Below are 22608 nucleotides of genomic sequence, written 5' to 3'. Positions count from 1 at the left end.
AGACTGCCCATGTCCGCTTCCACTGCCTCCCAAGCCGTCCCCGCCGCGCCGGTCGATCTTTCCCCCGAACAGCGCCAGGAGGAAGACGCACGGCTGCTCAGGCGACTGCTCTCCCAAGGGGTCAAGCTGCCGCCCCAGCCCAAGGTCGTGGAGGAACTGGAGGCCCAGCTCAAGCGCGGCGAGGCCGACGTGCGCAAGATCGCGCGCACCATCTCCCAGGATGCCGGCATCACCGCCATGCTCTTCAAGGCGGTGCAGTCTTCCGCCTACCGCCAGCATCAGCCCTTTGGCAGCCTGGAGAAAATCCTCCAGGCGGTGGGTCTGAAGCAGACCCTCAATCTGGTGCAGGCCATCGCCTTCATGGGCATGAACAAGGTGAGCAAGAATCGCAAGGTCTACGAGCGCTTCTGGAGCCGTTCCCAGACCATCGCCCAGCTGGCCATGCTAATCGCCGACGAGCGGGTCATGGTCTGCAACGTCTTTGCCGATCAGGCTTACCTGGCCGGCATCTTCCACGACTGCGGCGTACCGCTGCTGATGGAGCGCTTCCCCACCTATTGCCGCTCCATGCACCTGGAGGACGGCGAAGCCTGGATCGACCTGCTGGAAGAGGACAAGAAGTACCAGGCCGACCATTGCGTCGTGGGCTATTTTGTCGCCCGCCACTGGCACCTGCCGGAATTCATCTGCGAGGCCATCCGTTTCCACCACGACTTGCCCCAGCTGGTACCCGGCGATTCCCGCAGCCTGGCGGCCATCATCCAGCTGGCCATCCACGCCTACCACCGGGTGCAGCACCTCGACGATCCGGACTGGCAACGGGTGGCGGCGGATGTGCAGGAAGAACTGGGCATCCACGCGGATTCCATGCCCGAATATCTGGATGAATTGCTGGAGCGCTTCCAGAATCATTCCTGACCGGTGCCCGGCCGGGCCGCTATAATCGGCAGAAATTCCAGATCAGAGAGGACTGCCCGTGACCACGGCCACCTTTATCGACGCCAGCGGCCAGGAACGCCCCGACCGCCGCGGCAATAGCAAGCTGCGCAATGCCTTTGACGCGGTCTACGTGCAGATCGAGCCCTTCTTCGACCCCAAGAACACCTGGGGCGGGCATTCCCTGGAGCATCTGGCCTTCCGCGTGGTGCGCGACAGCCACCCCGAACTGACCCAGCAGGAAGTGCATCAGGTCATCGTTGCCGCCACCCGGGTCTTCCACAGCCGCAATCCCCATTTCGCCGGCCAGGTGCCGAGCGTCGAGGACATCAAGGCCAAGCTCCTGGGCTGAAGCCCAAGGCCAGAATCCATGAGCCTGACCCTGGACGCCTGCGTCGCCCAGCACCAGGGCGACCGCAAGGAGCAGCAGGACCGGGTAGCCCTGGAAGCCCATCCCCGGCACCGCGGGCTGGTCCTCGCCGTGCTGGCCGACGGCATGGGCGGCCACGCCGGTGGTGCCCTGGCGGCGGAGCAGGTGGTGCATACCGCCCGCAGCAACCTTTCCGCCTGCACCGCCCAGCCGGAAGGCCGGGAAGCCTGGCTGCGGGAGGTGATCCACGAAGCCCACCTGCTGATCCGCACCAGCCGCCTGATCAACGAGAAAGATCCCCATAGCACCGCCGTCCTGCTCCTGCTGGAGCCGGGCCTAGCCACCTGGGCCTATTGCGGCGATTCCCGTCTTTACCATTACCGGGGCGACCAGCTGCTGGTGCGCAGCGTCGACCATTCCTACGTCGAGCATCTGGTACGGGCCGGCCGCATCACGCCGGAGCAGGCCCTGGTGCACCCCAACCGCAACGTCCTGCTCACCTCCCTGGGCGACAAGGAAGACCCCAAGGTGGATGTGGGCCGGAGCGAGGCGCAGCCGGGGGATAGTTTCCTGCTCTGTTCCGACGGTCTCTGGGCCTATTTTTCCGAGGCCGAGATCGGCGGCGTGCTGGCTGCCTTCCCTGCCCGGGAAGCGGCGGAAATCCTCATCAACCGGGCACGGCAGCGGGGCAAGGGGGAAGGGGACAACTGTTCCCTGGCGGTATTGAAGCTGCTCGGCGGCTGAGCCGCCGTGTAGCCGGTGTCGGCAGCAGCATCAGCATCGACACCGGCGCCGATAGCCCCGGCCTTGGGCCGGGAGACCTGCCGTCAATTCTCAGGGCTGGCCAAGGGTTTCCAGCACCCGCAGCAGGGATGAGGTGTCGTCCCGGCCCCAGCCGAGGGCCATCAGGCTGTTGAGCTGCTGCCCCACCTGGGCGGCTACCGGCAGGGGCGCCCCCAGGGCATGAGCCTCGGCCAGAAGAATGCCGAAATCCTTATGGTGCAGGCGGGCTTCGATGCCGGCGGCGAAATCCCGCAGCACCATGCGTTCCCCCATCACTTCCAGTACCCGGCTGCCGGCGGAGCCGCCGGCCAGGGCAGCCTTCACCTTGGCCGCGTCCACTCCTTCGGCGGCGGCCAGACGCATGGCTTCGGCGGCAGCCTGGATGGCGGCCACCATGATCATCTGGTTGCAGGCCTTGGCCACCTGGCCGGCGCCGTTGCCGCCGATGTGCACCACGGTCTTGCCCAGGTGCATGAAGAGGGGGCGCACCCGTTCCAGCACTGCCGCCTCGCCGCCGGCCATGATGGCCAGGGTGGCGTTGATGGCGCCCTGCTCGCCGCCGGAGACCGGCGCATCGAGAAAGTGGATGCCCCGCTCGGCCAGGGCGGCGGCAATGTCCCGGGCGTCCCCCGGGGCGATGGTGCTCATGTCCACCACCACGCTCCCCGGCTGCAGGCCGTGGATCAGCCCTTCTTCTCCCAGCACCACCTGGCGCACATCGGCGCCTCCGGTGACGACGGTGAACACGATCTCGGCTTGGTGGCCTAGCTCGGCCGGCGTGGCCGCCACTTGGGCGCCCAGTTCCTGCAGCGGGCGACGGCTTTCGGCACGGCGCGACCAGATGGTGAGGTGATGGCCGGCGGCCAGGAGGTGGCCGGCCATGGGACGGCCCATGACACCCAGGCCGATGAAGCCGAGATGCCGGGGCGAGTGGGTGGTGGGGGAGGTCAGGGGAGCGGTCATGGCACGAGGGTCTCCGGATCGGCCGCCGTAACGGGGGCACTGGCGGGAGGTGAGGCGTCGGCAGGGGCGCCGGCCTCGGGGCTGGCCGCTATTGCCGTTGTCTGGGGGGCGCTTGCCAGCGCAGCCACTTCTTCCGCCCCTTGGCCATCGGCCAGCCGGGCCTGCTGCTTGGCGTCGTACATGGCCTTGTCGGCGGCGCCGATGAGGCTTTCCCGGTCGTCGGCCTGGTCAGGGAAAGTGGCGCTGCCGATGCTGATGTCCACCTGCAGGGCCAGGCCGTGCCAGAGGATGGGCTGGCGGATGGCGTTGTGGATGGCCTGGAGGATCGGTTCCAGGCGCTCCTCCACCGTCAGGTGGGGCAGCAGGGCGGTGAATTCGTCGCCGGCCAGGCGGGCGACGGTGTCGCTACTGCGCAGCAGCCCTTGCAGGCGTTGCCCCACCTCCTGCAACACGGCGTCGCCGGCCTGGTGGCCGTGGGTGTCGTTGATGGCCTTGAAGCCGTCCAGGTCCATGTACAGCAGGCCGACCCCGTCGCCCTGCCGGCGGGCCTGGGCCAGGGCCTGGTCCAGGCGTTCAAGGAAGAGGGAACGGTTGGGCAGGCCGGTGAGGGGGTCGTAGTGGGCCCGGCGCCACATTTCTTCCTGGCTGCGGCGCAGTTCGGTGACGTCCTGGTAGATGGCGACGAACTGGCGGATGGTGCCCTGGTCGTTGGTGATGGCACGGATGTCCACCGCCAGCAGGATGGCCTCGCCGGTCTTGCGCCGGTTCCATACTTCGCCCTGCCATTCGCCGTGTTCCTTGAGGGATTGCCACAGCTGCTGGAAGAAGGCCCGATCATGACGGTTGGAGCGGTAGAAGCCGGCCCGGTTGCCGATGCACTCCTCCCGGGAATAGCCGAGCAGGGCGACGAAGGCGGAGTTGACGTTGTCGATACGGGCATCCATGTCGGTGACGACGATGGCCCGGGCGGCCCGTTCCAGCACGTCCCGGTAGAGCCGGTTGGCCAGCTCGGCGGCCTTGATGTCGGAGATGTCCACGAAGGAGGTGACGACGGCGTAGGGGTGGTCTTCCCCGGCGTGCACCAGGGGGCGGCTGTTCACGCTGAGCCAGACCCGGCCGTTGGCGCGGCGTTCCACCCCCATGATGACGTTGTCGCAGGAAACGCCGGTGCGCAGGGTGATCATGGCCGGGTGTTCATCGGCCGGGAAGGGGGCGCCGTTTTCCCGCACCACCAGCCACTCTGCATCCCGGGAGTGGCGCCCGAGGAGACGCTCTTCGCTAAGGCGCAAGATGCGCCGGGCGGCCGCGTTGGCGGAAACGATGCGCCCCTCCCGGTCCTGCACCACCACCCCTTCGGCCAGGGCGGAAACCAGGGAGCGCTGCATGGCTTCGCTTTCGGCCAGGGCCAGTTCAGACTGCTTGCGTTCGGAGATGTCGGTGATCGTGCCCAGCATGCGCAGGGGGCGGCCGTTGTCGTCCCGGGCGAACACCTGGCCCCGGCTGAGCACCCAGCGGTAGCTGCCATCCCGGTGACGCAGGCGGAATTCTTCCTGGAAGACCGGGGTGCGGCCGGCGAAATGGTCGGTGGTGGCCGCCATAACCCGATCCCGGTCCTCTGGGTGCAGGCGTTCGAGAAATTCCTCGTGGCGGTTCGGCACTTCATGGTCCTGATAGCCAAGAATGGCTTTCCAGCGGGGTGACAGGTAGGCCTTGTGCTCCGCCACGTTCCAGTCCCAGACGCCTTCGCCGCTGCCTTCCAGGGCGAATTTCCAACGTTCCTCCGCTTCTTCCAGGGCATGCTGCAGGGCCATGGCCTCGCTGACGTCCTGCAGGGTGCCCACCAGGCGCTTGGGCTGGCCCTGGGCGTCCCACTCCACCCGGCCGCTGAGGCGGACGTAGCGCTCGATGCCGGCGGGCAGCAGCAGGCGGCAGGAAAGATCGAGGCTGCAGCCGGTTTCCCGGGTGCGCACGAAGGCTTCATCCACCCAGGCACGGTCCTCCGGGTGGATCACGGCGAGAAAGGCGTCGTAGGAGGGCGTCTGGCTCAGGGGGCTGTAGCCGAGGATGGTGTAGATCTGCTCCGACCACCATACCTTGTCCAGGGGAATATCCCGCTCCCAGCTGCCCAGGCAGGCCACCCGCTGGGCATCCATGAGGTGGCCGCGCTGCCGCGCCAGCTGCCATTCCAGGCGGTCCCGGCGGCCCAGGTGGTAGGCGAAGAAGCCCCAAGTGAGGAGCACCAGCAGGGTCAGCAGCAGCCCCTTCTGTACGTTGTCCCGCTGCTGGGTGGCGATGCCCGCATCCCGCTCCACCGGGGAGGCGGAAACCAGCACCAGCAGGGGGTATTGTTCCAGCCAGCGGTAGGAAACCACGCGCTTCACCCCATCCAGGGCCGAGCGGCGGGTGAGAACGCCCTGGACGGTGTGCAGGAAGGGGGCGAATTGCTCCTCGGTCAGCTGCTTGCCCAGCAGCTTGTCCAGGTCCCGGGAGCGGCTGAGCACCCGGCCGGCGGTGGAATAAAGGGTGAGCAGGCCGTCGGCGCCCAGGTCCAGGTGCTGGACGAAGGCCGTGAGTTGCAGGGGCTCCATGATGAAGGCCACAACACCGGCGAATTTGCCCTGGTGATCGAGGATGGGGCGGGAGAAGAGGATGCCCGGGGTACCGCTGACCGGCTCCGCCAGGGGGCCGTCGATACGCATGCGGTCCTTGCCGCCGTTGGCGAAATGGACGAAGTAGTCCTGCTCGGCGAGGGAGGTGGGCTTGCCCGCCAACAGGGGGATGTCCGTCGCCACCACCCGGCCGTCCCGGTCCAGCAGCAGCACACGGGCGCCCAGTTCCTGCAGGGGGCCCTGGCGCAGCAGTGCGATGGTACGGGGGACGTCCTTGCGGTCTTCGATGAACTCGCCTCGCAGCAGTTGCAGGGCGTCGTCCAGGTGCTGCAACTGGCGGCGCAGGTTTTCTGCCGCCAGGTCGGTGAGGACCCGGCGCTCGCCTTCGTAGCGTTCCACCTCGACCTCGGCCAGCTGCTGGTTGCCAGCGATGAGGACGCTCCAGACGACAAGCAGGGCGCCGATGCAGAGGGCCGCCAGGCCCCAGTACCAGCGGCGGGAGCCCTGGGCCAGCGGCGCTTCCAGGCTGTTGTCCATCTCAGGCGGCCGGGGTGTCGGCGCCGGAGAGGCGCTCCAGCAGCTTCAGCACGGCGACCGAATCCTCCTCCCCTAGGCCGCTGCCCACCAGGGCATTGAACATCTGGGCGGTGGCGGCGCTGCCGGGCAGGCAGAGGCCCCGCTGGTGGGCCGTCTGCATGACGATGTTGAGGTCTTTCTGGTGCATCCAGGCCTTGAAGCCGGGTTTGAAATTGCGGTCCAGCATGCGCTGGCCGTGGTTTTCCAGGATGCGGCTGTAGGCAAAGCCCCCCAGCAGGGCTTCGCGCACCTTGGCCGGATCCACATCGGCCTGCCGGGCGAAGTTGAAAGCCTCGGCAACGGCCAACACCCCCATGCCGGTGACGATCTGGTTGCAGGCCTTGGCCACCTGGCCGGCGCCGGAGGTACCTACATGCACCACGTTCTTGCCCAGGCACTGGAAGGCGGGCAGGGCCTTGGCGAAGGTGTCGGCGCTGCCGCCGGCCATGATGGAGAGGGTGCCGGCAATGGCCCCCACTTCGCCGCCGGAAACCGGGGCGTCGATGAAATCCACGCCCCGGGCCTTCAACTTTTCCGCGATGGCGCGGGCTGCGGCGGGGGCGATGGTGCTCATGTCCACCGCCACCAGGCCCAGCTTGCCCAGGCGCTCCGCCCCTTCGGCCACGCTGGCCTTGCCGAGCATCACCTGCTCCACGTCGGGGGCGTCGGCCACCATGGAAATCACCACGTCCGCCTGGCCGGCGACTGCCGCCGGGCTGGTACAGGCCTTGGCGCCGGCCTGCACCAGAGGCGCCATGGACTCGGTGCGGCGGGCCCAGACATGGACGGTGTGGCCGCCCTTGAGCAGGTTGAGGGCCATGGGCTGACCCATGATGCCGAGACCGATGAAACCGATTTCCATATGAACTCCTCCTGATGCGTGGGGTGGGGCGGTCCTCTTGATGGGACTCGGGGTTGCGTTACTTGGGGCTGGAACGAGCGGCGCCTGGATTATCGGGGCCGCTGACGGTAGTCATACTAAAGTCATATAAGTTCCCAGTTTACCGCCCCAAAAAGCCGAAAAGAAGGGCTGCCTAGGGTTTTCCCGAGGCAGGGAAGCGGGGCTGCCGAGGCCCCTTGTTGGCCGCTGGGACCAAAGAAAAAGGCGGCGCCTGGCCGCCTTTTCCGGGGCCGCCTGGCTTAGCCCTGGGCGCGTTGTTCCAGCACTTCCACGGCGGGCAGCTTCTTGCCTTCGAGGAATTCCAGGAAGGCGCCGCCACCGGTGGAGATGTAGTCGATCTGCTTCTCGATGCCGTACTTGGCGATGGCGGCCAGGGTGTCGCCGCCGCCGGCGATGGAGAAGGCCGGAGAGTGGGCGATGGCGGCTGCCAGCATCTTGGTGCCGCCGCCGAACTGGTCGAATTCGAAGACGCCGACCGGGCCATTCCAGACGATGGTGCCGGCGTGGGCGATGATGCTGGCCAGCTTGGCGGAGGTCTTGGGACCGATGTCCAGGATCATGTCGTCGGGCTGTACGTCGTTGGCGTCAACGCGGTTGGCGCGGGCATGGACGGACAGCTCGTTGGCCACTACGACATCCTCGGGCACGGGCACGGAGGCGCCGCGCTCGTCCATCAGGTCCATGATGTTGCGGGCTTCTTCCACCAGGTCCAGTTCGGCGAGGGATTCGCCGATGGGCAGATCGTCGGCCACCATGAAGGTGTTGGCGATGCCGCCGCCAACGATGAGTTGGTCCACCTTCTCGGCCAGGGACTTGAGAATGGTCAGCTTGGTGGAAACCTTGGAGCCGGCAACGATGGCCACCAGGGGGCGCTTGGGGTTTTCCAGGGCGCGGGAGAGGGCATCCAGTTCAGCCGCCAGCAGGGGGCCGGCACAGGCCACAGGAGCGTATTTGGCCATGCCGTGGGTGGTGGCTTCGGCCCGGTGGGCGGTACCGAAGGCGTCGTTCACATAGACGTCGCACAGCTTGGCCAGCTTCTGCGCCAGTTCGTCGTTGTTCTTCTTCTCGCCCTTGTTCACGCGGCAGTTTTCCAGCAGCACCACGTCGCCGGGCTTCACGTCGAAACCGCCGTCCACCCAGTTGTCGATCACCGGCACCTTGCGGCCCAGCAGTTCGGCCAGGCGATGGGCGATGGGGGCCAGGCTGTCCTCGGGCTTCATTTCGCCTTCGGTGGGACGGCCCAGGTGGGAAGTGACCATGACCGCGGCGCCCTTTTCCAGGGCCAGCTTGATAGCCGGCACGGAAGCGCGGATGCGGGTGTCGTCGGTGATGCGGCCGGTTTCATCCTGAGGCACGTTGAGGTCGGCGCGGATGAAGACGCGCTTGCCCTGGATGTCGAGGTCGGCGAGTTTGAGAACGTTCATGTTTGTCTCCGTAAAAGAGGGAATGCGTGGGCCCCGGAGGGCACAGAGAACACCGAGTCGTGAATGCAATGGCTGCCCCGCCGGGTGTCGCCGGGGCGAGGGTTGTCAGGTTTTGTGCGGCTCCCAGGCCCGGTGCCAGCAGCGGGCCACGTCCACCATGCGGTTGGCGAAGCCCCATTCGTTGTCGAACCAGATGAAGAGGTTGAACAGGCGCGGGCCGTTGGCCCGGGTCTGGGTGGTATCGACGATGGCCGAATGGGGGTCGTGGTTGAAATCGATGGAGGCGTGGGGTGCGGCGGAGGCGGTCAATACCCCTTGCCAGGGGCCGGCAGCGGCCTGCTGCAGCAGTTCGTTGATGCGCTGGGTATCGCAATCCGCGGCCAGGGCGACCACCAGGTCGATGGCCGAGACGTTCAGGGTAGGCACCCGGATGGCCTTGGCCTGGACCTTGCCGGCCAGGTCCGGCAGCAGCCGCTCGACGCCCCGGGCGAGGCCGGTGGAGACGGGAATCATGGACTGCATGGCGGAGCGGGTGCGGCGCAGGTCGCTGTGGTGGTAACCATCCGCCAAGGGCTGGTCGTTCATCACCGAATGCAGGGTGGTGAGCAGCACCTGTTCGATGCCGATCTCCCGCTGCAGCAGTTCCAGCACCGGCACCACGGCATTGGTGGTGCAGGAGGCGTTGGAGACGATGCGCTCGTCGCCGCTCAGCCGCTCGTGGTTGAGGCCGAAGACTACCGTGGCATCCACGTCGTGGGCGCTGTTGGCGGGGTGGGAGAGCAACACCCGGGGGCAGCCGGCGTCGATGAAACGGCGCAGACCGGCCCGGTTGCTGTACTGGCCGGAGCATTCCACCAGCAGGTCGATCTTCAGGCTGCGCCAGTCCACGCCTTCCGGGGTGTCGGCATGGGTCAGCTGGATGGGGCGCCCGTCAATCACCAGGGCCTGGCCTTCCAGGGCCACGTCGGCGGGAAAGCGGCCGTGGGTGGAGTCGAAACGGGTCAGGTAGGCGATGCTTTCGCCATTGGCCGGCTCATTGATGGCCACCACCTGGAAGGTCTCGGCCAGGCCGGCTTCGTGGAGGGCCCGCAAGAAGCAGCGGCCAATGCGGCCATAGCCATTGATGGCGAGGCGGACGGGGCGGGAAGAGCCGGACACGGTGGCGGAGTGGAGTCGGGTGGGTGGAGGGAAGGCCGTGATTTTACAGGGTTGCGCCGGTAAATCCGAGGGGCTTTGCCGAAGGCGGCGGGAGATTTATGCTGCCGGGGCGGCAAGATCTGCAGGATGGCGGCATTTTTGCCGGCAATAAATGTCGCATTGTCCTTGCCGCCCTGCCGTTTTCCACCGCTGCCGGGGTCAATTCTCTGGCAAATACCGCAGGCATGGCTTTTGCTGAAAGGGGCTGTCGATTGGGCATTGGCCCGAGGAGTTCCATTATGAGCATTTCTGCCATTCATTCCCGCCTGAGCAATCTTGCCCTGGTCAGCGGCCCGGCATCCCGCACCGGTACCGCGGCTGCGGCCAGCGATTTCCAGAACTCGGTGGCTGCCAGCCAGTCCGGCAGCAGCGGTGGCCTGGCCTCCGAAAAGTTGGAACCTGTCAGTGAAGCCGCCAAGGAAAAGGCTCGTATCGCTGCCGCCGAAGCCAAGCGGGATTCCCTGCGCAAGGAATTGCAGGATTACCTGGACAAGAGCCCGGCCGAACACATGCGGGATGCCATTCTCAAGGAAATGGGCATGACCGAGGACGACCTTAATGCCTTGCCGCCGGAAAAGCGGGAGGCGGTGGAAGCCGATATCGCCCGCAAGATTCGGGAGCGCCTGCTGGCCAAGGATGAATCCCATCCCGATGCGGTGACCTTGCAGCAGTCTGCCACTGCCGGGCTGATGCAGGGGCGTAACCCCTTCGCACCTGCCGGCGCCGCTGGCGAAGGGGCGGGCGTGGCCGGCATGGCGGAATATCGCTTGTTGCAGCAGGCGGTCAACGGCGGACACACGACGACCTCTGCCTGACCTGCCTCCGCCTGATCCTGACCGCTTTCGGCTCGATCTCGCCCTTATGGCCCACCGATTCCGCCGGCAGCTTGCCTGGGCTTTCCCTGATTTTTCCTGAACTCAGCCAGGCCTTTCACTCTTTCCGGGTGTCATGAAAAAACCGCCGGCCCCTTGCGGGAACCGGCGGTTTTCTTTTGCCTTGGGCGGAGGGCGCTTACTTGGCGGCCATCCAGGCGCGGGCGGCGTCCAGCATGCGGCAGGAGTAGCCCCACTCGTTGTCGTACCAGGCCAGCACCTTCACCAGCACGGAGCCGTCGGCACCCTTGATGACCCGGGTCTGGGTGGCATCGAAGGTGGAGGAGACGGTGGTGTGGTTGAAGTCGGAGGAAACCAGGGGCTCGTTGTTCACCGCCATGATGCCCTTCAGGGGGCCCTTGGCAGCGGCGGTCATCAGTTCGTTGATTTCTTCCTTGGTGGTGGCGCGCTCGGCGGTGAAGGTCAGGTCCACCAGGGAGACGTTGATGGTGGGCACGCGCAGGGAGAAGCCGTCGAACTTGCCGGCCAGCTGGGGCAGCACCAGGCCGACGGCCTTGGCGGCGCCGGTCTTGGTGGGGATGATGTTGGCGGCGGCAGCACGGGCGCGGCGCAGGTCCTTGTGGCGCACGTCCACGGTCACCTGGTCGTTGGTGTAGGCGTGCACGGTGGTCATCAGGGCTTGCTTGATGCCGACGCTCTCGGCCAGCACCTTGGCCACGGGGGCCAGGCAGTTGGTGGTGCAGGAGGCGTTGGAGACCACGGTCATGTCGGCCTTGAGCACGCCTTCGTTAACGCCCATGACGATGGTGGTGTCCACGTCGTCGCCGCCGGGGGCGGAGATCAGCACCCGCTTGGCACCCTGCTGCAGCAGGGCCTGGGCCTTTTCCTTGGTGGTGTAGGCGCCGGTGCATTCCAGCAGCACTTCCACGCCGTGCTTGGACCAGTCGATGTCCTTGGGGTTCTTGGTGGAGTAGAAGGGGATCTTCTTGCCATCGATGATGATGCAGTTCTCGCCCTCGGTCTCCACGGAGGTGCCGAAGCGGCCGTGGGTGGTGTCGTACTTCAGCAGGTGGGCGTTGGTGGCCAGGTCGCCGGAGGCGTTGATGGCAACCACGTCGAACTCATTCTGCAGACCCTGCTCGTAGATCGCCCGCAGGGTGCAGCGACCGATACGACCGAAACCGTTGATGGCAACCTTGATAGCCATGGCACTTCTCTCCTCTATCTAAAAAACCTGACGCGCCCCGTGGCCGGGGCAGCCCTTCCTTTTATTCCAGCACTTCCTTGACGGTCTTCACCACGTTGGCCACGGTGAAACCGAACATCTCGAACAGCTTGCCGGCGGGGGCGGACTCGCCGAAGCGGTCGATGCTGACCACGGCGCCGTGACGGCCCACGTACTTGTGCCACAGGCCGGAGTGGGCGGCTTCGATGGCGACGCGCTTGCGGCAGGTGCCCAGCACCTGTTCCCGGTAGGCGGCGTCCTGGCGTTCAAAGGCTTCGACGCAGGGCATGGAGACGACACGGGCGGCGATGCCCTCGTCGCCCAGGGCCTTCTGGGCATCCAGGGCCAGCTTGATCTCGGAGCCGGTGGCGATCAGCACCACCTGGGCTTCGCCCTTGGCCTCGGACAGCACGTAGCCGCCGCGGCGGATGGTCTCGGCGCTGATGCCGGCGGTGACATTGGGCAGGTTCTGGCGGGACAGGGCCAGGACGGAAGGACCGTCATGGCGTTCCACGGCATTGGCCCAGGCCACGGCGGTCTCGGTGGAGTCGGCGGGACGCCACACGTCCAGGTTGGGGATCAGGCGCAGGGAAGGCACGTGTTCCACCGGCTGGTGGGTCGGGCCGTCCTCGCCCAGGCCGATGGAGTCATGGGTGTAGACCATGATCTGGCGCTGCTTCATCAGCGCCGCCATGCGGATGGCGTTGCGGGCGTAGTCGGAGAACACCAGGAAGGTGGCGGTGTAGGGGATCAGGCCACCGTGCAGGGCCAGGCCGTTGGCGATGGCGGTCATGCCGAATTCGCGCACGCCGTAATAGACGTAGTTGCCGCCGTCCTTGCGGGTGACGCCCTTGGCGGCCTTCCACAGGGTCAGGTTGGAACCGGCCAGGTCGGCGGAGCCGCCCACTACTTCCGGCAGGTTCGGCACCAGGGCGGCGATGGCGTTCTGGCTGGCCTTGCGGGTGGCGATGTTCTCGGCCTTGGCTGCGGTGTCGGCGATGTAGGCATCCACCACCTGCTGCCAGTTGGCGGGCAGCTTGCCGGCCATGCGGCGCTGGAATTCGGCGGCCTGGGCCGGGAAAGCGGCAGCGTAGGCGGCGAAGCGTTCGTTCCACTGGCCTTCGGCGGCCTGGCCCTTGGCCTTGCCGTCCCAGGCGGCGTACACGTCGGCGGGGATTTCGAAGGGGGCGTGGTTCCAGCCGATGGCAGCCCGGGTGGCGGCGATTTCCGCATCGCCCAGGGGGGCGCCGTGCACGTCGTGACTGTCGGCCTTGTTGGGGGAGCCCATGCCGATCTTGGTCTTGCAGCAGATCAGGGTGGGCTTGTTGCCTTCGGCCTTGGCCTGCAGCAGGGCGGCCTCGATGGCGGTGGCGTTGTGGCCGTCCACATTGGGGATGACCTGCCAGCCGTATGCTTCGAAGCGCTTTGGGGTGTCGTCGGTGAACCAGCCTTCGACGTGGCCGTCGATGGAGATGCCGTTGTCGTCGTAGAAGGCGATCAGCTTGCCCAGGCCCAGGGTGCCGGCCAGGGAACAGGCTTCGTGGGAGACGCCTTCCATGAGACAGCCGTCGCCGAGGAAGACGTAGGTGTGGTGGTCCACGATGTCGTGGCCGGGCTGGTTGAATTCAGCCGCCAGAATCTTTTCCGCCAGGGCCAGGCCCACGGCGTTGGTGATGCCCTGGCCCAGGGGGCCGGTGGTGGTCTCGATGCCGGGGGTGTAGCCCACTTCTGGGTGGCCCGGGGTCTTGCTGTGCAGCTGGCGGAAGTTCTTCAGGTCGTCGATGGAGACGTCGTAGCCGGTCAGGTGCAGCAGGCTGTAGAGCAGCATGGAACCGTGGCCGTTGGAGAGCACGAAGCGATCCCGGTCGGCCCACCGGGGGTTGGCCGGATTGTGCTTCATGTGGCGCCGCCACAGGACTTCGGCGATTTCGGCCATGCCCATGGGCATGCCGGGGTGACCGGAATTGGCTTTCTGGACCGCATCCATGGCGAGGGCACGGATGGCGCTGGTGAGGGGATTGAATTGCATGGTCACCGGAAGGGGGGAGGCGGGAAAGAGGCGGAATTATCCGCCAAATGCTGGGGTTTTTCCAGATTCACCGCAGCACAAGGGCTGCCGCCGAGGGGTGATTCCACTGGAATGGGTCTGGAACGGTAGCCGGCCCCCCGCCGTTTAGGCCATGGCTGGCGGCCGCTGCCGTAGCCCGGCCGGTATTGGGTTCCTGGGCCGCCTGGTTCAGGCACCCCGGCTGCGGTCTTCCACCAGCTGCCAGATAAGGGGGGTGAGGATCAGCTGCATGGCCAGGTCCTGCTTGCCACCGGGCACCACGATGGTGTTGGGGCGGGACATGAAGGAGTCGTCGATCATGTTGAGCAGGTAGGGGAAATCCACCCCCCGGGGATCGCGGAAGCGGATGACGACGAAGGACTCGTCGTTGCTGGGGATGTCCCGGGCGATGAAGGGGTTGGAGGTGTCCACCACCGGTACCCGCTGGAAGTTGATGTGGGTGCGGGAAAACTGGGAGGTGATGTGGTGCACGTAATCCGGCATCCGGCGCAGGATGGTGTGGGTCACTGCCTCCAGGGAATAGCCCCGGGTACGGGTATCCCGGTGGATTTTCTGGATCCATTCCAGGTTGATGATGGGCACCACGCCGATCAGCAGGTCGGCATGGCGGGCCACGTCGATCCGCTGGTCCTGGTAGGCACCATGCAGGCCTTCGTAGAAGAGCAGGTCGGTACCCGGGGGGATGGATTCCCAGGGCGTGAAGGTGCCCTCGGGCTGGTCGTGGCGACGGGCTTCGGCGGCGCCGTGAATGTACTGGCGGATATTGCCGGTGCCCCGCTCGCCGTATTCGCGAAAGAGCGCTTCCAGCTCGGCCAGCAGATTGGCCTCGGGGCCGAAGTGGGAGGGGGGCTTGTGCCCCTCCCGCTCGGCGGCCTCGATGGCCTGACCCATTTCGGCCCGGGTGTAGCGGTGAAAGGCGTCGCCCTCGACGATGGCGCCGTTAATCTTTTCTCGGCGGAAAATCGACTCGAAGGTTTTGCGGACGGTGCTGGTGCCCGCGCCGGAGGAGCCGGTGACGGCAATGATGGGGTGTTTGGCCGACATGCTCCTCCTTCCCGGACCGGCTCAGCGGTCCTGGTGGTAAGCGGTGACCCGCTCGACTTCGTTCTTGGAGCCGAGCACCACCGGCACCCGCTGATGCAGCTTGTTCGGCTGCAGGTCGAGAATGCGTTCCCGGCCGGTGGTGGCGGCGCCGCCGGCCTGCTCGACGATCAGGCTCATGGGGTTGGCTTCGTACATCAGGCGCAACTTGCCACCCTTTTCCGCCGTCTTGCTGTCCAGGGGGTACATGAAGACGCCGCCCCGGGTGAGGATGCGGTGCACATCGGCCACCATGGAGGCGACCCAGCGCATGTTGAAGTCCTTGCCCCGAGGGCCGTCCTTGCCCTGCAGCAGTTCGTCCACGTAGCGTTGTACCGGCGCTTCCCAGAAGCGCTGGTTGGACATGTTGATGGCGAATTCCTTGGTGTCTTCGGGGATGCGCAGATTTTCCTGGGTCAGCACGAAGGAACCCACTTCCCGATCCAGGGTGAAGCAATGCACGCCATCACCCAGGGTCAGCACCAGCAGCGTGTTGGGGCCGTAGAGGGCGTAGCCGGCAGCCAGCTGTTGGGTGCCGGGTTGGAGGAAGGCCTGTTCATTCGGCTCCATGCCTTCGGGGCAGCGCAGCACGGAGAAGATGGTGCCGACGGAAACGTTGATGTCGATGTTGGAGGAGCCATCCAGGGGGTCGAACATCAGCAGGTATTCGCCCTTGGGGTAGCGGTTGGGAATGGGGTGGGGATCGTCCATTTCCTCGGAGGCCATGGCCGCCAGATGGCCGCCCCATTCGTTGGCCTCCAGCAGGATCTCGTTGGAGATCACGTCCAGCTTTTTCTGGGCCTCGCCCTGCACGTTGTCGCTGCCGGCTTCCCCCAGCACACCGGAGAGAGCGCCCTTGCCGATGGAGATGGAGATGGCCTTGCAGGCCCGGGCGACGACTTCGATGAGGAAGCGCAGGTCGGCGTTGATGCGCTCCTCGCGCTGGGCTTCGATCAGGTATCGGGAAAGGGTGGTGCGGCTGGTACGGGAAGTGTGGGACATGAAATTCCTTGGTGCTGAAAACAGGTGGCCAGCCGGCAAGGCCGGGCGGCGAAGGCGGCCATTTTACCCTGCCCGGCGCGCCTGCTGGGCGAGGAACTCGGTGGCCGCCGCTTCGGGCAGGGGGCGGCTGAAGAAGTAGCCCTGTACTTCGTCGCAGCCATCGGTGGCCAGCATATCCAGCTGGGCTGCCGTTTCCACCCCTTCGGCCACCACTTCTAGGCCCAGGCTGTGGGCCAGGGCAATGGTGCCGCGGGCAATGGCCGCATCGTCCGGGTCCCGCTCGATGTCACGCACGAAGGAACGGTCGATCTTCAGCCGGTCGATGGGGAAAAGCTTGAGGTAGGAAAGGGAGGAATAGCCGGTGCCGAAGTCGTCGATGGCCAGGGTGACGCCCATGTCGTTGAGGGCGTGCAAGGTCTGGATGGCTTCCTCCGGGTGTTCCATGACGCCACTTTCGGTGATCTCCAGCTCCAGGAGGTCTGCGGGCACTCTGCTTGCTGCCAGGATCGCTGCGACGCGCTGCGGAAATTCTCGCTGTCGTAGTTGCCGGGTGGAGAGGTTGACCGCCATGCGCAGTGGGGGCAGACCCTGGGCCAGCCAGGCTTGGAGTTGGTGGCAGGCGCGCTCCAGTACCCAGTCGCCGATGCCGACGATGAGGCCGGTTTCTTCGGCAATGGGAATGAAGCGGTCCGGCGGAATCAGGCCGTCGTCCGGGTGGCGCCAGCGCAGCAGGGCTTCCACCCCGGTGATGCGGTCTGCCGCCAGGGCAAATTGGGGCTGGTAGTGCAGCTCGAATTCCTGGTTGGCCACCGCCTGGCGCAGTTTGCGTTCCAGCTCCAGGCGCTCGGTAGCGGCCCGGTTCATGGCGGCAGCGAAGAACTGGAAGTTGTTCCGACCGATGGCCTTGGCGTGATACATGGCGGTGTCGGCGTTCTGCATCACCGCCGGCACCGATTCGCCGTCGTCGGGGAAGAGGCTGATGCCGATGGAGGCGGAGGTGTGCAGCTCGTGGGGGCCTACCCGCAGGTCTCGGGCTACTTCCTCGATGATCTTGCCGGCCACGTGGGCGGCATCGTTAGCCCCTTCGACGTCCGGCAGAACCACCACGAACTCGTCCCCTCCGAGGCGGGCCACGGTATCCGATTCCCGTACCGAGGAGCGCAGGCGGTGGGCAATTTCCATGAGCAAAGAGTCGCCCACGGCATGGCCGAGGGAATCGTTGATGGTCTTGAAGCGGTCCAGGTCCATGAACATGACCGCCACCTTGTTGCCGTGGCGCCGGGCATCGGCCAGAGACTGCTCCAGGCGGGCTTCCAGGGTAAAGCGGTTGGGCAGGCCGGTGAGGGGGTCGTGGTGGGCCAGGTGGTGGATGCGGGCCTCGGTTTCCTTGCGTTCCGTAATGTCGGAGAAGAGGGTGATGTAGTGGGTGAGGGCGCCGCTTTGCAGATCGTGCACGGCATTGATGGTCATCCACTTGGGATAGACCTCGCCATTCTTGCGTCGGTCCCAGATTTCCCCGGCCCAGGCCCCTGTATCCCGCAGGGTTTGCCACATCTGGGCGTAGAACGCCTTGTCGTGGCGGCCAGAGGAGAGAATGCGCGGGTCCTGGCCCAGCACTTCGTCCGGGCCATAGCCGGTGATGTCACAGAAGGCCCGATTCACCGAAATGATGCGATTGCCCAGGTCGCAGATCATGATCGCCTCGGGGCTGTTGGCGAAGACCTTTTCTGCCAGTAGCAGGCGTTCCTGCGCCTGACGGTGTTGGGTGACATCCGTGTAAACCATGACGAAGCCGCCCGCGGCCAGCGGTACGCCACGCACGTGCAGGACGGTGCCATTGGGTCGGATGCGCTCGAAAGAGCGGGGCTCGGGAGCTCGGGCGAGTTGTAGTACTTCGTTGACGGCCTGTTCCGGGGAGCGGTTTCCGTATTCACCGCGGGCTACATTGAAATCGAGGATGCTCTGGAGCGCGGGCAGGCCTTCGGCAAAAAGGCTGGGCGGCAGGTCCAGCAGGACCTTCAGGCGGGCATTGCAGGTGATCATCTGCAGCTCGGCGTCGAACAGGGCGACGCCATCCGGGGAGTTATCCAGGATGCTTTGCAGGATAGTGTTCTGCTGCTCCAGGCGTTTCTGGGCTTCCTTGGTGTCGGTGATGTCGGTGTAAGTGGTGACGAAGCCGGCGAGCCGTCCCTCGTCGTAGAGGGGCTCACCCTGGATCAGCGTGGTACGGCCATTGGGCCGGGTGCGTTCGAAATGGTGAGGGCGGAACTGCATGGCCAGGGCCTTGCGTTCCTGAACGTAGATTTCCGGGTCGCCGGGACCGTATTCTCCCCGTTGGGCCGGATGGCGGATCAGGTCCTCGAAGGGCACGCCTCGATAGAGCGCCTCCGATGGCAGGCCGAGAACTTCCTGCATCCCCACGTTCCACAACTGCAGGCGCAGTTGTTCGTCGAAGACGCTGATGCCCTGGGGCAGGTTGTGCAGCACGGCGGCCAACTGGGCCGACTGGCGGCGGAATTCCTCTTCCGCCAGCTTGCGCTCGGTGATGTCCTGGGTGGTGCCGCTGGCCCGCAGGGGAGTGCCGGCCTCATCCGTGACGATGCCGCCGCGGTTGATGAAGTGGCGAATGCTGCCGTCGGGCAATATGACCCGGTATTCGACGCTGAAGGGAGCGTTGGGGTGGAGGCGGTGGTCGGTGGCCTCCATGACGGCCTGCCGGTCGTCGGGGTGGACGATGGACAGGAAGCGTTCGTAGGAGGCCTCCTCGTTCGCTTCCAGGCCCACTAGATGGTAGGCCTCCTCCGACCACCACAGGCGGTTGTTGCGCAGGTCCCGTTCCCAACTGCCGATACGGCCAATGCGCTGGGCCTCCAGCAGCCGGTCCTGGGTGCGGTGCAGCTTGTCGGCAGCAATACGCTCCCGTTCCTGCTGCTCGGCGAACAACAGGCGTTGCTGGCGCAGCAGATACAGGGTGAAGGATGCGCCGGAGAGCATGAGTAACAGGGAAAGCCCGTAAGCCATGAGGTTGCGCTGGCGGGCCGGAGTGAAGACTTCTTCCTTGTCCACCTTGGCGACCACGTACCAGGAGGTGCCTGGAATGGCAGTACTGGTGGCGAGCACGGCCTTCTGACGATAGTCCTGCCCTTCCAGGGGAGCGTTCTTGCCGAGCACGGCGTGGGCAGCGGGCAGGTAGGGGTCGGAAAGGGGGTGGTGCAGGCGCAGGGCCGTATTGTCCTGGTGGCGCAGCTGGTTGAGGAACAGCACCTGTTCCCCTTCCCGGCGGACCAGCAGGGTTTCCGCCGATTCGCTGGGTACGGGCCAGCTTTGGATGAGCGGATACAGGGTGATGTTGGGATCAATGCGCTGGATCAGGAAGCCCAGTCGCTTGTCGTTACGCGGGCTGCGGATGACCATGACCAGATCAATGAAGGGGCGCTGCCGGTCATCCAACTGCAGATCGGAAAATTGGGGCTGGCCGCTGTATTCCACCGCCTTGAACAGATTCCGGGTAGCGTCTCCCAGATAACCGTTGAGGGGATAGGGGGCTGTTTCAAAGACCAGTTCCCCGTCACCCGAAAGCAGGAGGAATTCCCGGGTATCCTGATAGTCCGCCATGGGCCGGAGGATGTGCCGTACGCGGTCCCGCTGTACCGGTGATAGAGCGCTCCGGTGGAGGAATTCCTCCAGCCCGAGGCTGTCCTGCCAAGCTCTTGCCTGGGCCAGGCGGTCACTGCGCCAGGCGGTGACCTGCTGCACCTTGAGATCGGCCACCGCCTGCAATTCCTGGTACACCTGCTCGCGAACCGCGGCCTCTTCCGTATGGGCGAAATAGACGTTGGCCATCCCCAGGCTCACTGCCAGGAGAAAGAAAACGGCGATTACGGTGGCCTGGAGTTGGGTTTCGCGACGAGAAGGCATGGCACAGGGGCCGGGCAACGGTTGGGGTTCCGCATTTTATTCTAGATTTCCGTAAGGGTATTTGACCTTTGCGGCTTGCCCGTGGCTTGGGCCTATAGTAATTTGCCAAAGGCATTGCCCCATGTCCGCCTATGTCAAATGGCTAATATTCATAAAAATACGGGGCTCAGGGATACTTCATGAAAATCAGAACCTTCGTGCTGCTGACCTCCATGCTGGTGGGATTGTCGTTCTTTGGCGGCAGCTACTGGGCAGTCAGTCGTGCTTTCGACAGCACCGTGCGGGACCATGCCCGGGAAGGGGCCAATACCATGGCCCGCATGGCCTTTGTTTCCATGTACGAGCTGATGAGTACCGGCTGGCGCCGGGCCCAGGTCGAACGTTTCCTCCAGGGCATGCGGGATGCCACCCGGGATTCCAACGCGACGGTAGAAATCTACCGCGGTCCCAAGGTTGAGGCCGTCTTCGGCGCGATCGAGCAGCCCCCCCTGGATGCCTTGCTGCAGCAGGGCTTTGCTACTGGTCAGCCTCAGGAAAGTGTGCAGGGTCCCTTCGTCCGTTTCGTCTATCCCCTGCGGGCCGAAGCCCGCTGTCTGCGCTGCCACGATAACGTTGAGGAGGGTGACGTGCTGGGCGCCATCGAGGTCCGCCAGAATGTCAGCGGCCTGGTGGAACAGGCGCGAGGTGAGTTTTTCTGGTCCCTGGTCATTCTCATGCCTTTGGGTTTGTTTCTGGCCCTGGGGGCAGTATGGTGGGTCAATAACCGCCTGGAAGGTGCCTTGCGTCATGTCGAGGAGGGGGTGGCCGGGGTCAATGCCATTGCTGACCTACGAAAACTGGAGCTGCACAGCCGTCGTCCGGGCTTTGCCGAACTGACCCGCATCGTCTGCGCCATTGAGGAGCTGGTAGAAAAGCTGCGGGCCGTGGCGGTGGACAAGGACATGCTGAAGTTCGAGATCGGCCTGCTGGAGAAGTTCGTCATCACTTCGGACATCATTCGCGACTGGACCGAATACGTGAATCACCTGGTGGTGGACATCAACAAGGTGATGAATGCCCACGTGCTGTTCTCCATCTTTCAGATCGACGATGAACTGTTCGACCTGGAAATCTTCTGGTACCGGGAGCCCACGGCGGCCACCAAGGCTCGGGTGGAAAAACACATTCGCGACGTGCTGAAGCAGAATCCCCGCTTCTCTGTCATCACCTCCTTCACCATCAACCACCACGTGGCCAAACCCGGCGGCGAGAAGGTGGAGCTGGCGGAAGAAGAGGTGCAGCTGCGGGTGAAGTCCTTCTTCGTCGATACACCGAAGATCGGCGGCATCGTCGGCATCGGCGTGCAGGCCGACGAGCTGGAGGACGATACCCGTCATCTGGTGCTCGATTCCGTGCTTTCCACCCTGCTCAATGTGGTCGGTTCGGTGAAGGCCATCTACAAGTACACCAAGGACCTGGAGTATTACGCCACCCGGGACCCCCTGACCGACCTCTTCAACCAGCGGGTGTTTTGGGAAATGGTGGGCTACGAGGTGGACCGCTCGGTGCGCCATAACGAACATTTCGGCCTGCTGCTCATCGACCTGGATAACTTCAAGCTGGTAAACGACAACTACGGCCATGCCGTGGGGGACAAGTTCCTCCAGTCCTTCGCCCGTGAGGTGAAGGGGGTACTGCGCAGCGGCGACATCTTTGCCCGTTATGGCGGCGACGAATTCGTGGTCATCCTGCCCGAGGCTGATCTGGAGGAAACCTCGATCATTGCCCAGCGCATTCTCGATGCCTCCCGGGCCAGCTGCATTACCGCCGACAACGGCGACATGGTGAACGGTACCGCCTCCATCGGCCTTGCCATCTATCCGGACCATGCGACGGAACCCAAGGACCTCTTCCTCTTTGCCGACAACATGATGTACAAGGCCAAGGCTGAAGGTAAGGAGCGGGTGGCCATTCCCACCGCCGAAGATGTCATGGAGGTGTTCCGCGACATTTCCCAGAAGAGCGTCACCATCCTCAAGGCCATCGACGAGAAGCGTCTGGTGCCCTTCTTCCAGCCCATTCTGGATGTGCAGGCGGGCAAGGTGGTGGGTTACGAGGTGCTGTCGCGGATCGAGGTGGATGGCGAAATCATGCGGGCCGACGAATTTGTGGAAATCGCCGAAAAGATCGGCGTCATCCACCGCCTGGATTGCCTGGTGATCGAGTTGGCGTTGAAGAAACTGGCGGCGGAAGGCCACGACGGCTACGTTTTCCTCAACCTTTCGCCCCGGGCCATGGTGCTCAACGAGTTCTCCCTCTCCCTGCGCCAGATCGTGGCGGAGAGCGGCATTCCGCCGGAACGCATCGTTTTCGAGATCACCGAGCGGGATACGGTGAAGAACCTTTCCCTGATGGAGCGCTTCCTCAACGACCTGAAGTTCGACGGTTTCAAGCTGGCCATCGACGACTTCGGTTCCGGCTTCTCTTCCTTCCACTACCTGCGCCGCTTCCCGGTGGATTTCCTCAAGGTGGAAGGGGATTTCGTGGTCAACATCCTCAACAGCACCAAGGACCGGGCCTTCGTCCAGAGCATGCAGTCCCTCGCCCATGAGCTGGGCATCCAGGTCATCGCCGAATTCGTCGAAACCCAGGAAGTGCTGGATGAACTGAAACAGATGGGCATGGATATGGCCCAGGGCTACCACATCGGCCGGCCTGACCGGAATATCCTCAGCTAAGGTGGC

Annotated in this window: 15 protein-coding genes; 5 read left to right on the top strand and 10 right to left on the bottom strand. The window is 65.0% G+C overall.

The window, feature by feature from the left end:
• Positions 1–9 precede the first annotated feature (9 nt).
• The 3 genes from AZSI13_RS09100 to AZSI13_RS09090 are packed head-to-tail and all read left to right on the top strand — an operon-like array spanning position 10 to position 2050.
• Positions 10–918, top strand: coding sequence for an HDOD domain-containing protein (locus AZSI13_RS09100; protein ID WP_109040861.1), 909 nt, complete (start codon positions 10–12; stop codon positions 916–918).
• A gap of 58 nt (positions 919–976) precedes the next feature.
• Complete coding sequence (locus tag AZSI13_RS09095) at positions 977–1288, top strand: hypothetical protein (protein ID WP_109040860.1); 312 nt, start codon at positions 977–979, stop codon at positions 1286–1288.
• Between the two features lie 18 nt (positions 1289–1306).
• Positions 1307–2050, top strand: coding sequence for a PP2C family serine/threonine-protein phosphatase (locus AZSI13_RS09090; protein ID WP_109040859.1), 744 nt, complete (start codon positions 1307–1309; stop codon positions 2048–2050).
• Between the two features lie 90 nt (positions 2051–2140).
• On the opposite strand, the gene AZSI13_RS09085 is transcribed toward AZSI13_RS09090, so the two are convergent.
• The 5 genes from AZSI13_RS09085 to AZSI13_RS09065 all read right to left on the bottom strand — a co-directional run bounded on the left by AZSI13_RS09085 (position 2141) and on the right by AZSI13_RS09065 (position 9720).
• Positions 2141–3052: an NAD(P)-dependent oxidoreductase gene (locus AZSI13_RS09085; RefSeq protein WP_109040858.1), complete on the bottom strand. Its 912-nt coding sequence runs from the start codon at positions 3050–3052 to the stop codon at positions 2141–2143.
• Positions 3049–6198, bottom strand: coding sequence for a PAS domain-containing protein (locus AZSI13_RS09080; RefSeq protein WP_109040857.1), 3150 nt, complete (start codon positions 6196–6198; stop codon positions 3049–3051). Before AZSI13_RS09080 ends, AZSI13_RS09085 begins: the two co-directional genes overlap by 4 nt.
• 1 nt (position 6199) lies before the next feature.
• A complete protein-coding gene (locus AZSI13_RS09075) occupies positions 6200–7099 on the bottom strand; it encodes an NAD(P)-dependent oxidoreductase (RefSeq protein ID WP_109040856.1) in 900 nt (299 codons plus the stop codon).
• A gap of 278 nt (positions 7100–7377) precedes the next feature.
• Entirely contained in the window at positions 7378–8562 is a 1185-nt protein-coding gene (locus tag AZSI13_RS09070; protein ID WP_109040855.1) for a phosphoglycerate kinase, read from the bottom strand.
• Positions 8563–8667: 105 nt separating this feature from the next.
• Positions 8668–9720 carry a type I glyceraldehyde-3-phosphate dehydrogenase gene (locus AZSI13_RS09065; RefSeq protein ID WP_109040854.1) on the bottom strand — a complete coding sequence of 351 codons (1053 nt, stop codon included), beginning with the start codon at positions 9718–9720 and terminating at the stop codon, positions 8668–8670.
• Between the two features lie 278 nt (positions 9721–9998).
• On the opposite strand from AZSI13_RS09065, the gene AZSI13_RS09060 reads away from it, so the two are divergent.
• Positions 9999–10574, top strand: coding sequence for a hypothetical protein (locus AZSI13_RS09060; RefSeq protein ID WP_109040853.1), 576 nt, complete (start codon positions 9999–10001; stop codon positions 10572–10574).
• A 196-nt stretch (positions 10575–10770) separates the two neighbouring features.
• On the opposite strand, the gene gap is transcribed toward AZSI13_RS09060, so the two are convergent.
• From gap to AZSI13_RS09035, 5 genes are all read right to left on the bottom strand, one after another.
• Positions 10771–11799: a type I glyceraldehyde-3-phosphate dehydrogenase gene (gene gap / locus AZSI13_RS09055; protein ID WP_014236648.1), complete on the bottom strand. Its 1029-nt coding sequence runs from the start codon at positions 11797–11799 to the stop codon at positions 10771–10773.
• Positions 11800–11860: 61 nt separating this feature from the next.
• Positions 11861–13846 (bottom strand): transketolase, encoded by a 1986-nt coding sequence (tkt, locus tag AZSI13_RS09050; RefSeq protein ID WP_109041032.1) that lies wholly within the window; start codon positions 13844–13846, stop codon positions 11861–11863.
• A 207-nt stretch (positions 13847–14053) separates the two neighbouring features.
• Entirely contained in the window at positions 14054–14929 is an 876-nt protein-coding gene (locus tag AZSI13_RS09045; protein ID WP_109040852.1) for a phosphoribulokinase, read from the bottom strand.
• Positions 14930–14950: 21 nt separating this feature from the next.
• Entirely contained in the window at positions 14951–15967 is a 1017-nt protein-coding gene (locus tag AZSI13_RS09040) for a class 1 fructose-bisphosphatase (RefSeq protein WP_109040851.1), read from the bottom strand.
• A gap of 63 nt (positions 15968–16030) precedes the next feature.
• Positions 16031–19885 (bottom strand): EAL domain-containing protein, encoded by a 3855-nt coding sequence (locus AZSI13_RS09035; RefSeq protein ID WP_109040850.1) that lies wholly within the window; start codon positions 19883–19885, stop codon positions 16031–16033.
• 179 nt (positions 19886–20064) lie between these two features.
• Here AZSI13_RS09035 and AZSI13_RS09030 point away from each other — a divergent pair, with 179 nt between their 5' ends.
• Complete coding sequence (locus tag AZSI13_RS09030; protein WP_109040849.1) at positions 20065–22602, top strand: EAL domain-containing protein; 2538 nt, start codon at positions 20065–20067, stop codon at positions 22600–22602.
• Positions 22603–22608 lie beyond the last annotated feature (6 nt).

This window comes from Azospira sp. I13 (assembly GCF_003112695.1).
GTDB lineage: Bacteria > Pseudomonadota > Gammaproteobacteria > Burkholderiales > Rhodocyclaceae > Azospira.
Note: the sequence above shows the minus strand (reverse complement) of the source record. Positions and strands in the feature narration are given on the sequence as shown.

Excerpts from the sequence above, each read along its gene's own strand:
- AZSI13_RS09100 (WP_109040861.1), top strand. The coding sequence starts at position 10 with ATGTCCGCTTCCACTGCCTCCCAAGCCGTCCCCGCCGCGCCGGTCGAT.
- AZSI13_RS09090 (WP_109040859.1), top strand. The coding sequence starts at position 1,307 with ATGAGCCTGACCCTGGACGCCTGCGTCGCCCAGCACCAGGGCGACCGC.
- AZSI13_RS09085 (WP_109040858.1), bottom strand. The coding sequence starts at position 3,052 with ATGACCGCTCCCCTGACCTCCCCCACCACCCACTCGCCCCGGCATCTC.
- AZSI13_RS09080 (WP_109040857.1), bottom strand. The coding sequence starts at position 6,198 with ATGGACAACAGCCTGGAAGCGCCGCTGGCCCAGGGCTCCCGCCGCTGG.
- AZSI13_RS09075 (WP_109040856.1), bottom strand. The coding sequence starts at position 7,099 with ATGGAAATCGGTTTCATCGGTCTCGGCATCATGGGTCAGCCCATGGCC.
- AZSI13_RS09070 (WP_109040855.1), bottom strand. The coding sequence starts at position 8,562 with ATGAACGTTCTCAAACTCGCCGACCTCGACATCCAGGGCAAGCGCGTC.
- AZSI13_RS09060 (WP_109040853.1), top strand. The coding sequence starts at position 9,999 with ATGAGCATTTCTGCCATTCATTCCCGCCTGAGCAATCTTGCCCTGGTC.
- gap (WP_014236648.1), bottom strand. The coding sequence starts at position 11,799 with ATGGCTATCAAGGTTGCCATCAACGGTTTCGGTCGTATCGGTCGCTGC.
- tkt (WP_109041032.1), bottom strand. The coding sequence starts at position 13,846 with ATGCAATTCAATCCCCTCACCAGCGCCATCCGTGCCCTCGCCATGGAT.
- AZSI13_RS09045 (WP_109040852.1), bottom strand. The coding sequence starts at position 14,929 with ATGTCGGCCAAACACCCCATCATTGCCGTCACCGGCTCCTCCGGCGCG.
- AZSI13_RS09040 (WP_109040851.1), bottom strand. The coding sequence starts at position 15,967 with ATGTCCCACACTTCCCGTACCAGCCGCACCACCCTTTCCCGATACCTG.
- AZSI13_RS09035 (WP_109040850.1), bottom strand. The coding sequence starts at position 19,885 with ATGCCTTCTCGTCGCGAAACCCAACTCCAGGCCACCGTAATCGCCGTT.
- AZSI13_RS09030 (WP_109040849.1), top strand. The coding sequence starts at position 20,065 with ATGAAAATCAGAACCTTCGTGCTGCTGACCTCCATGCTGGTGGGATTG.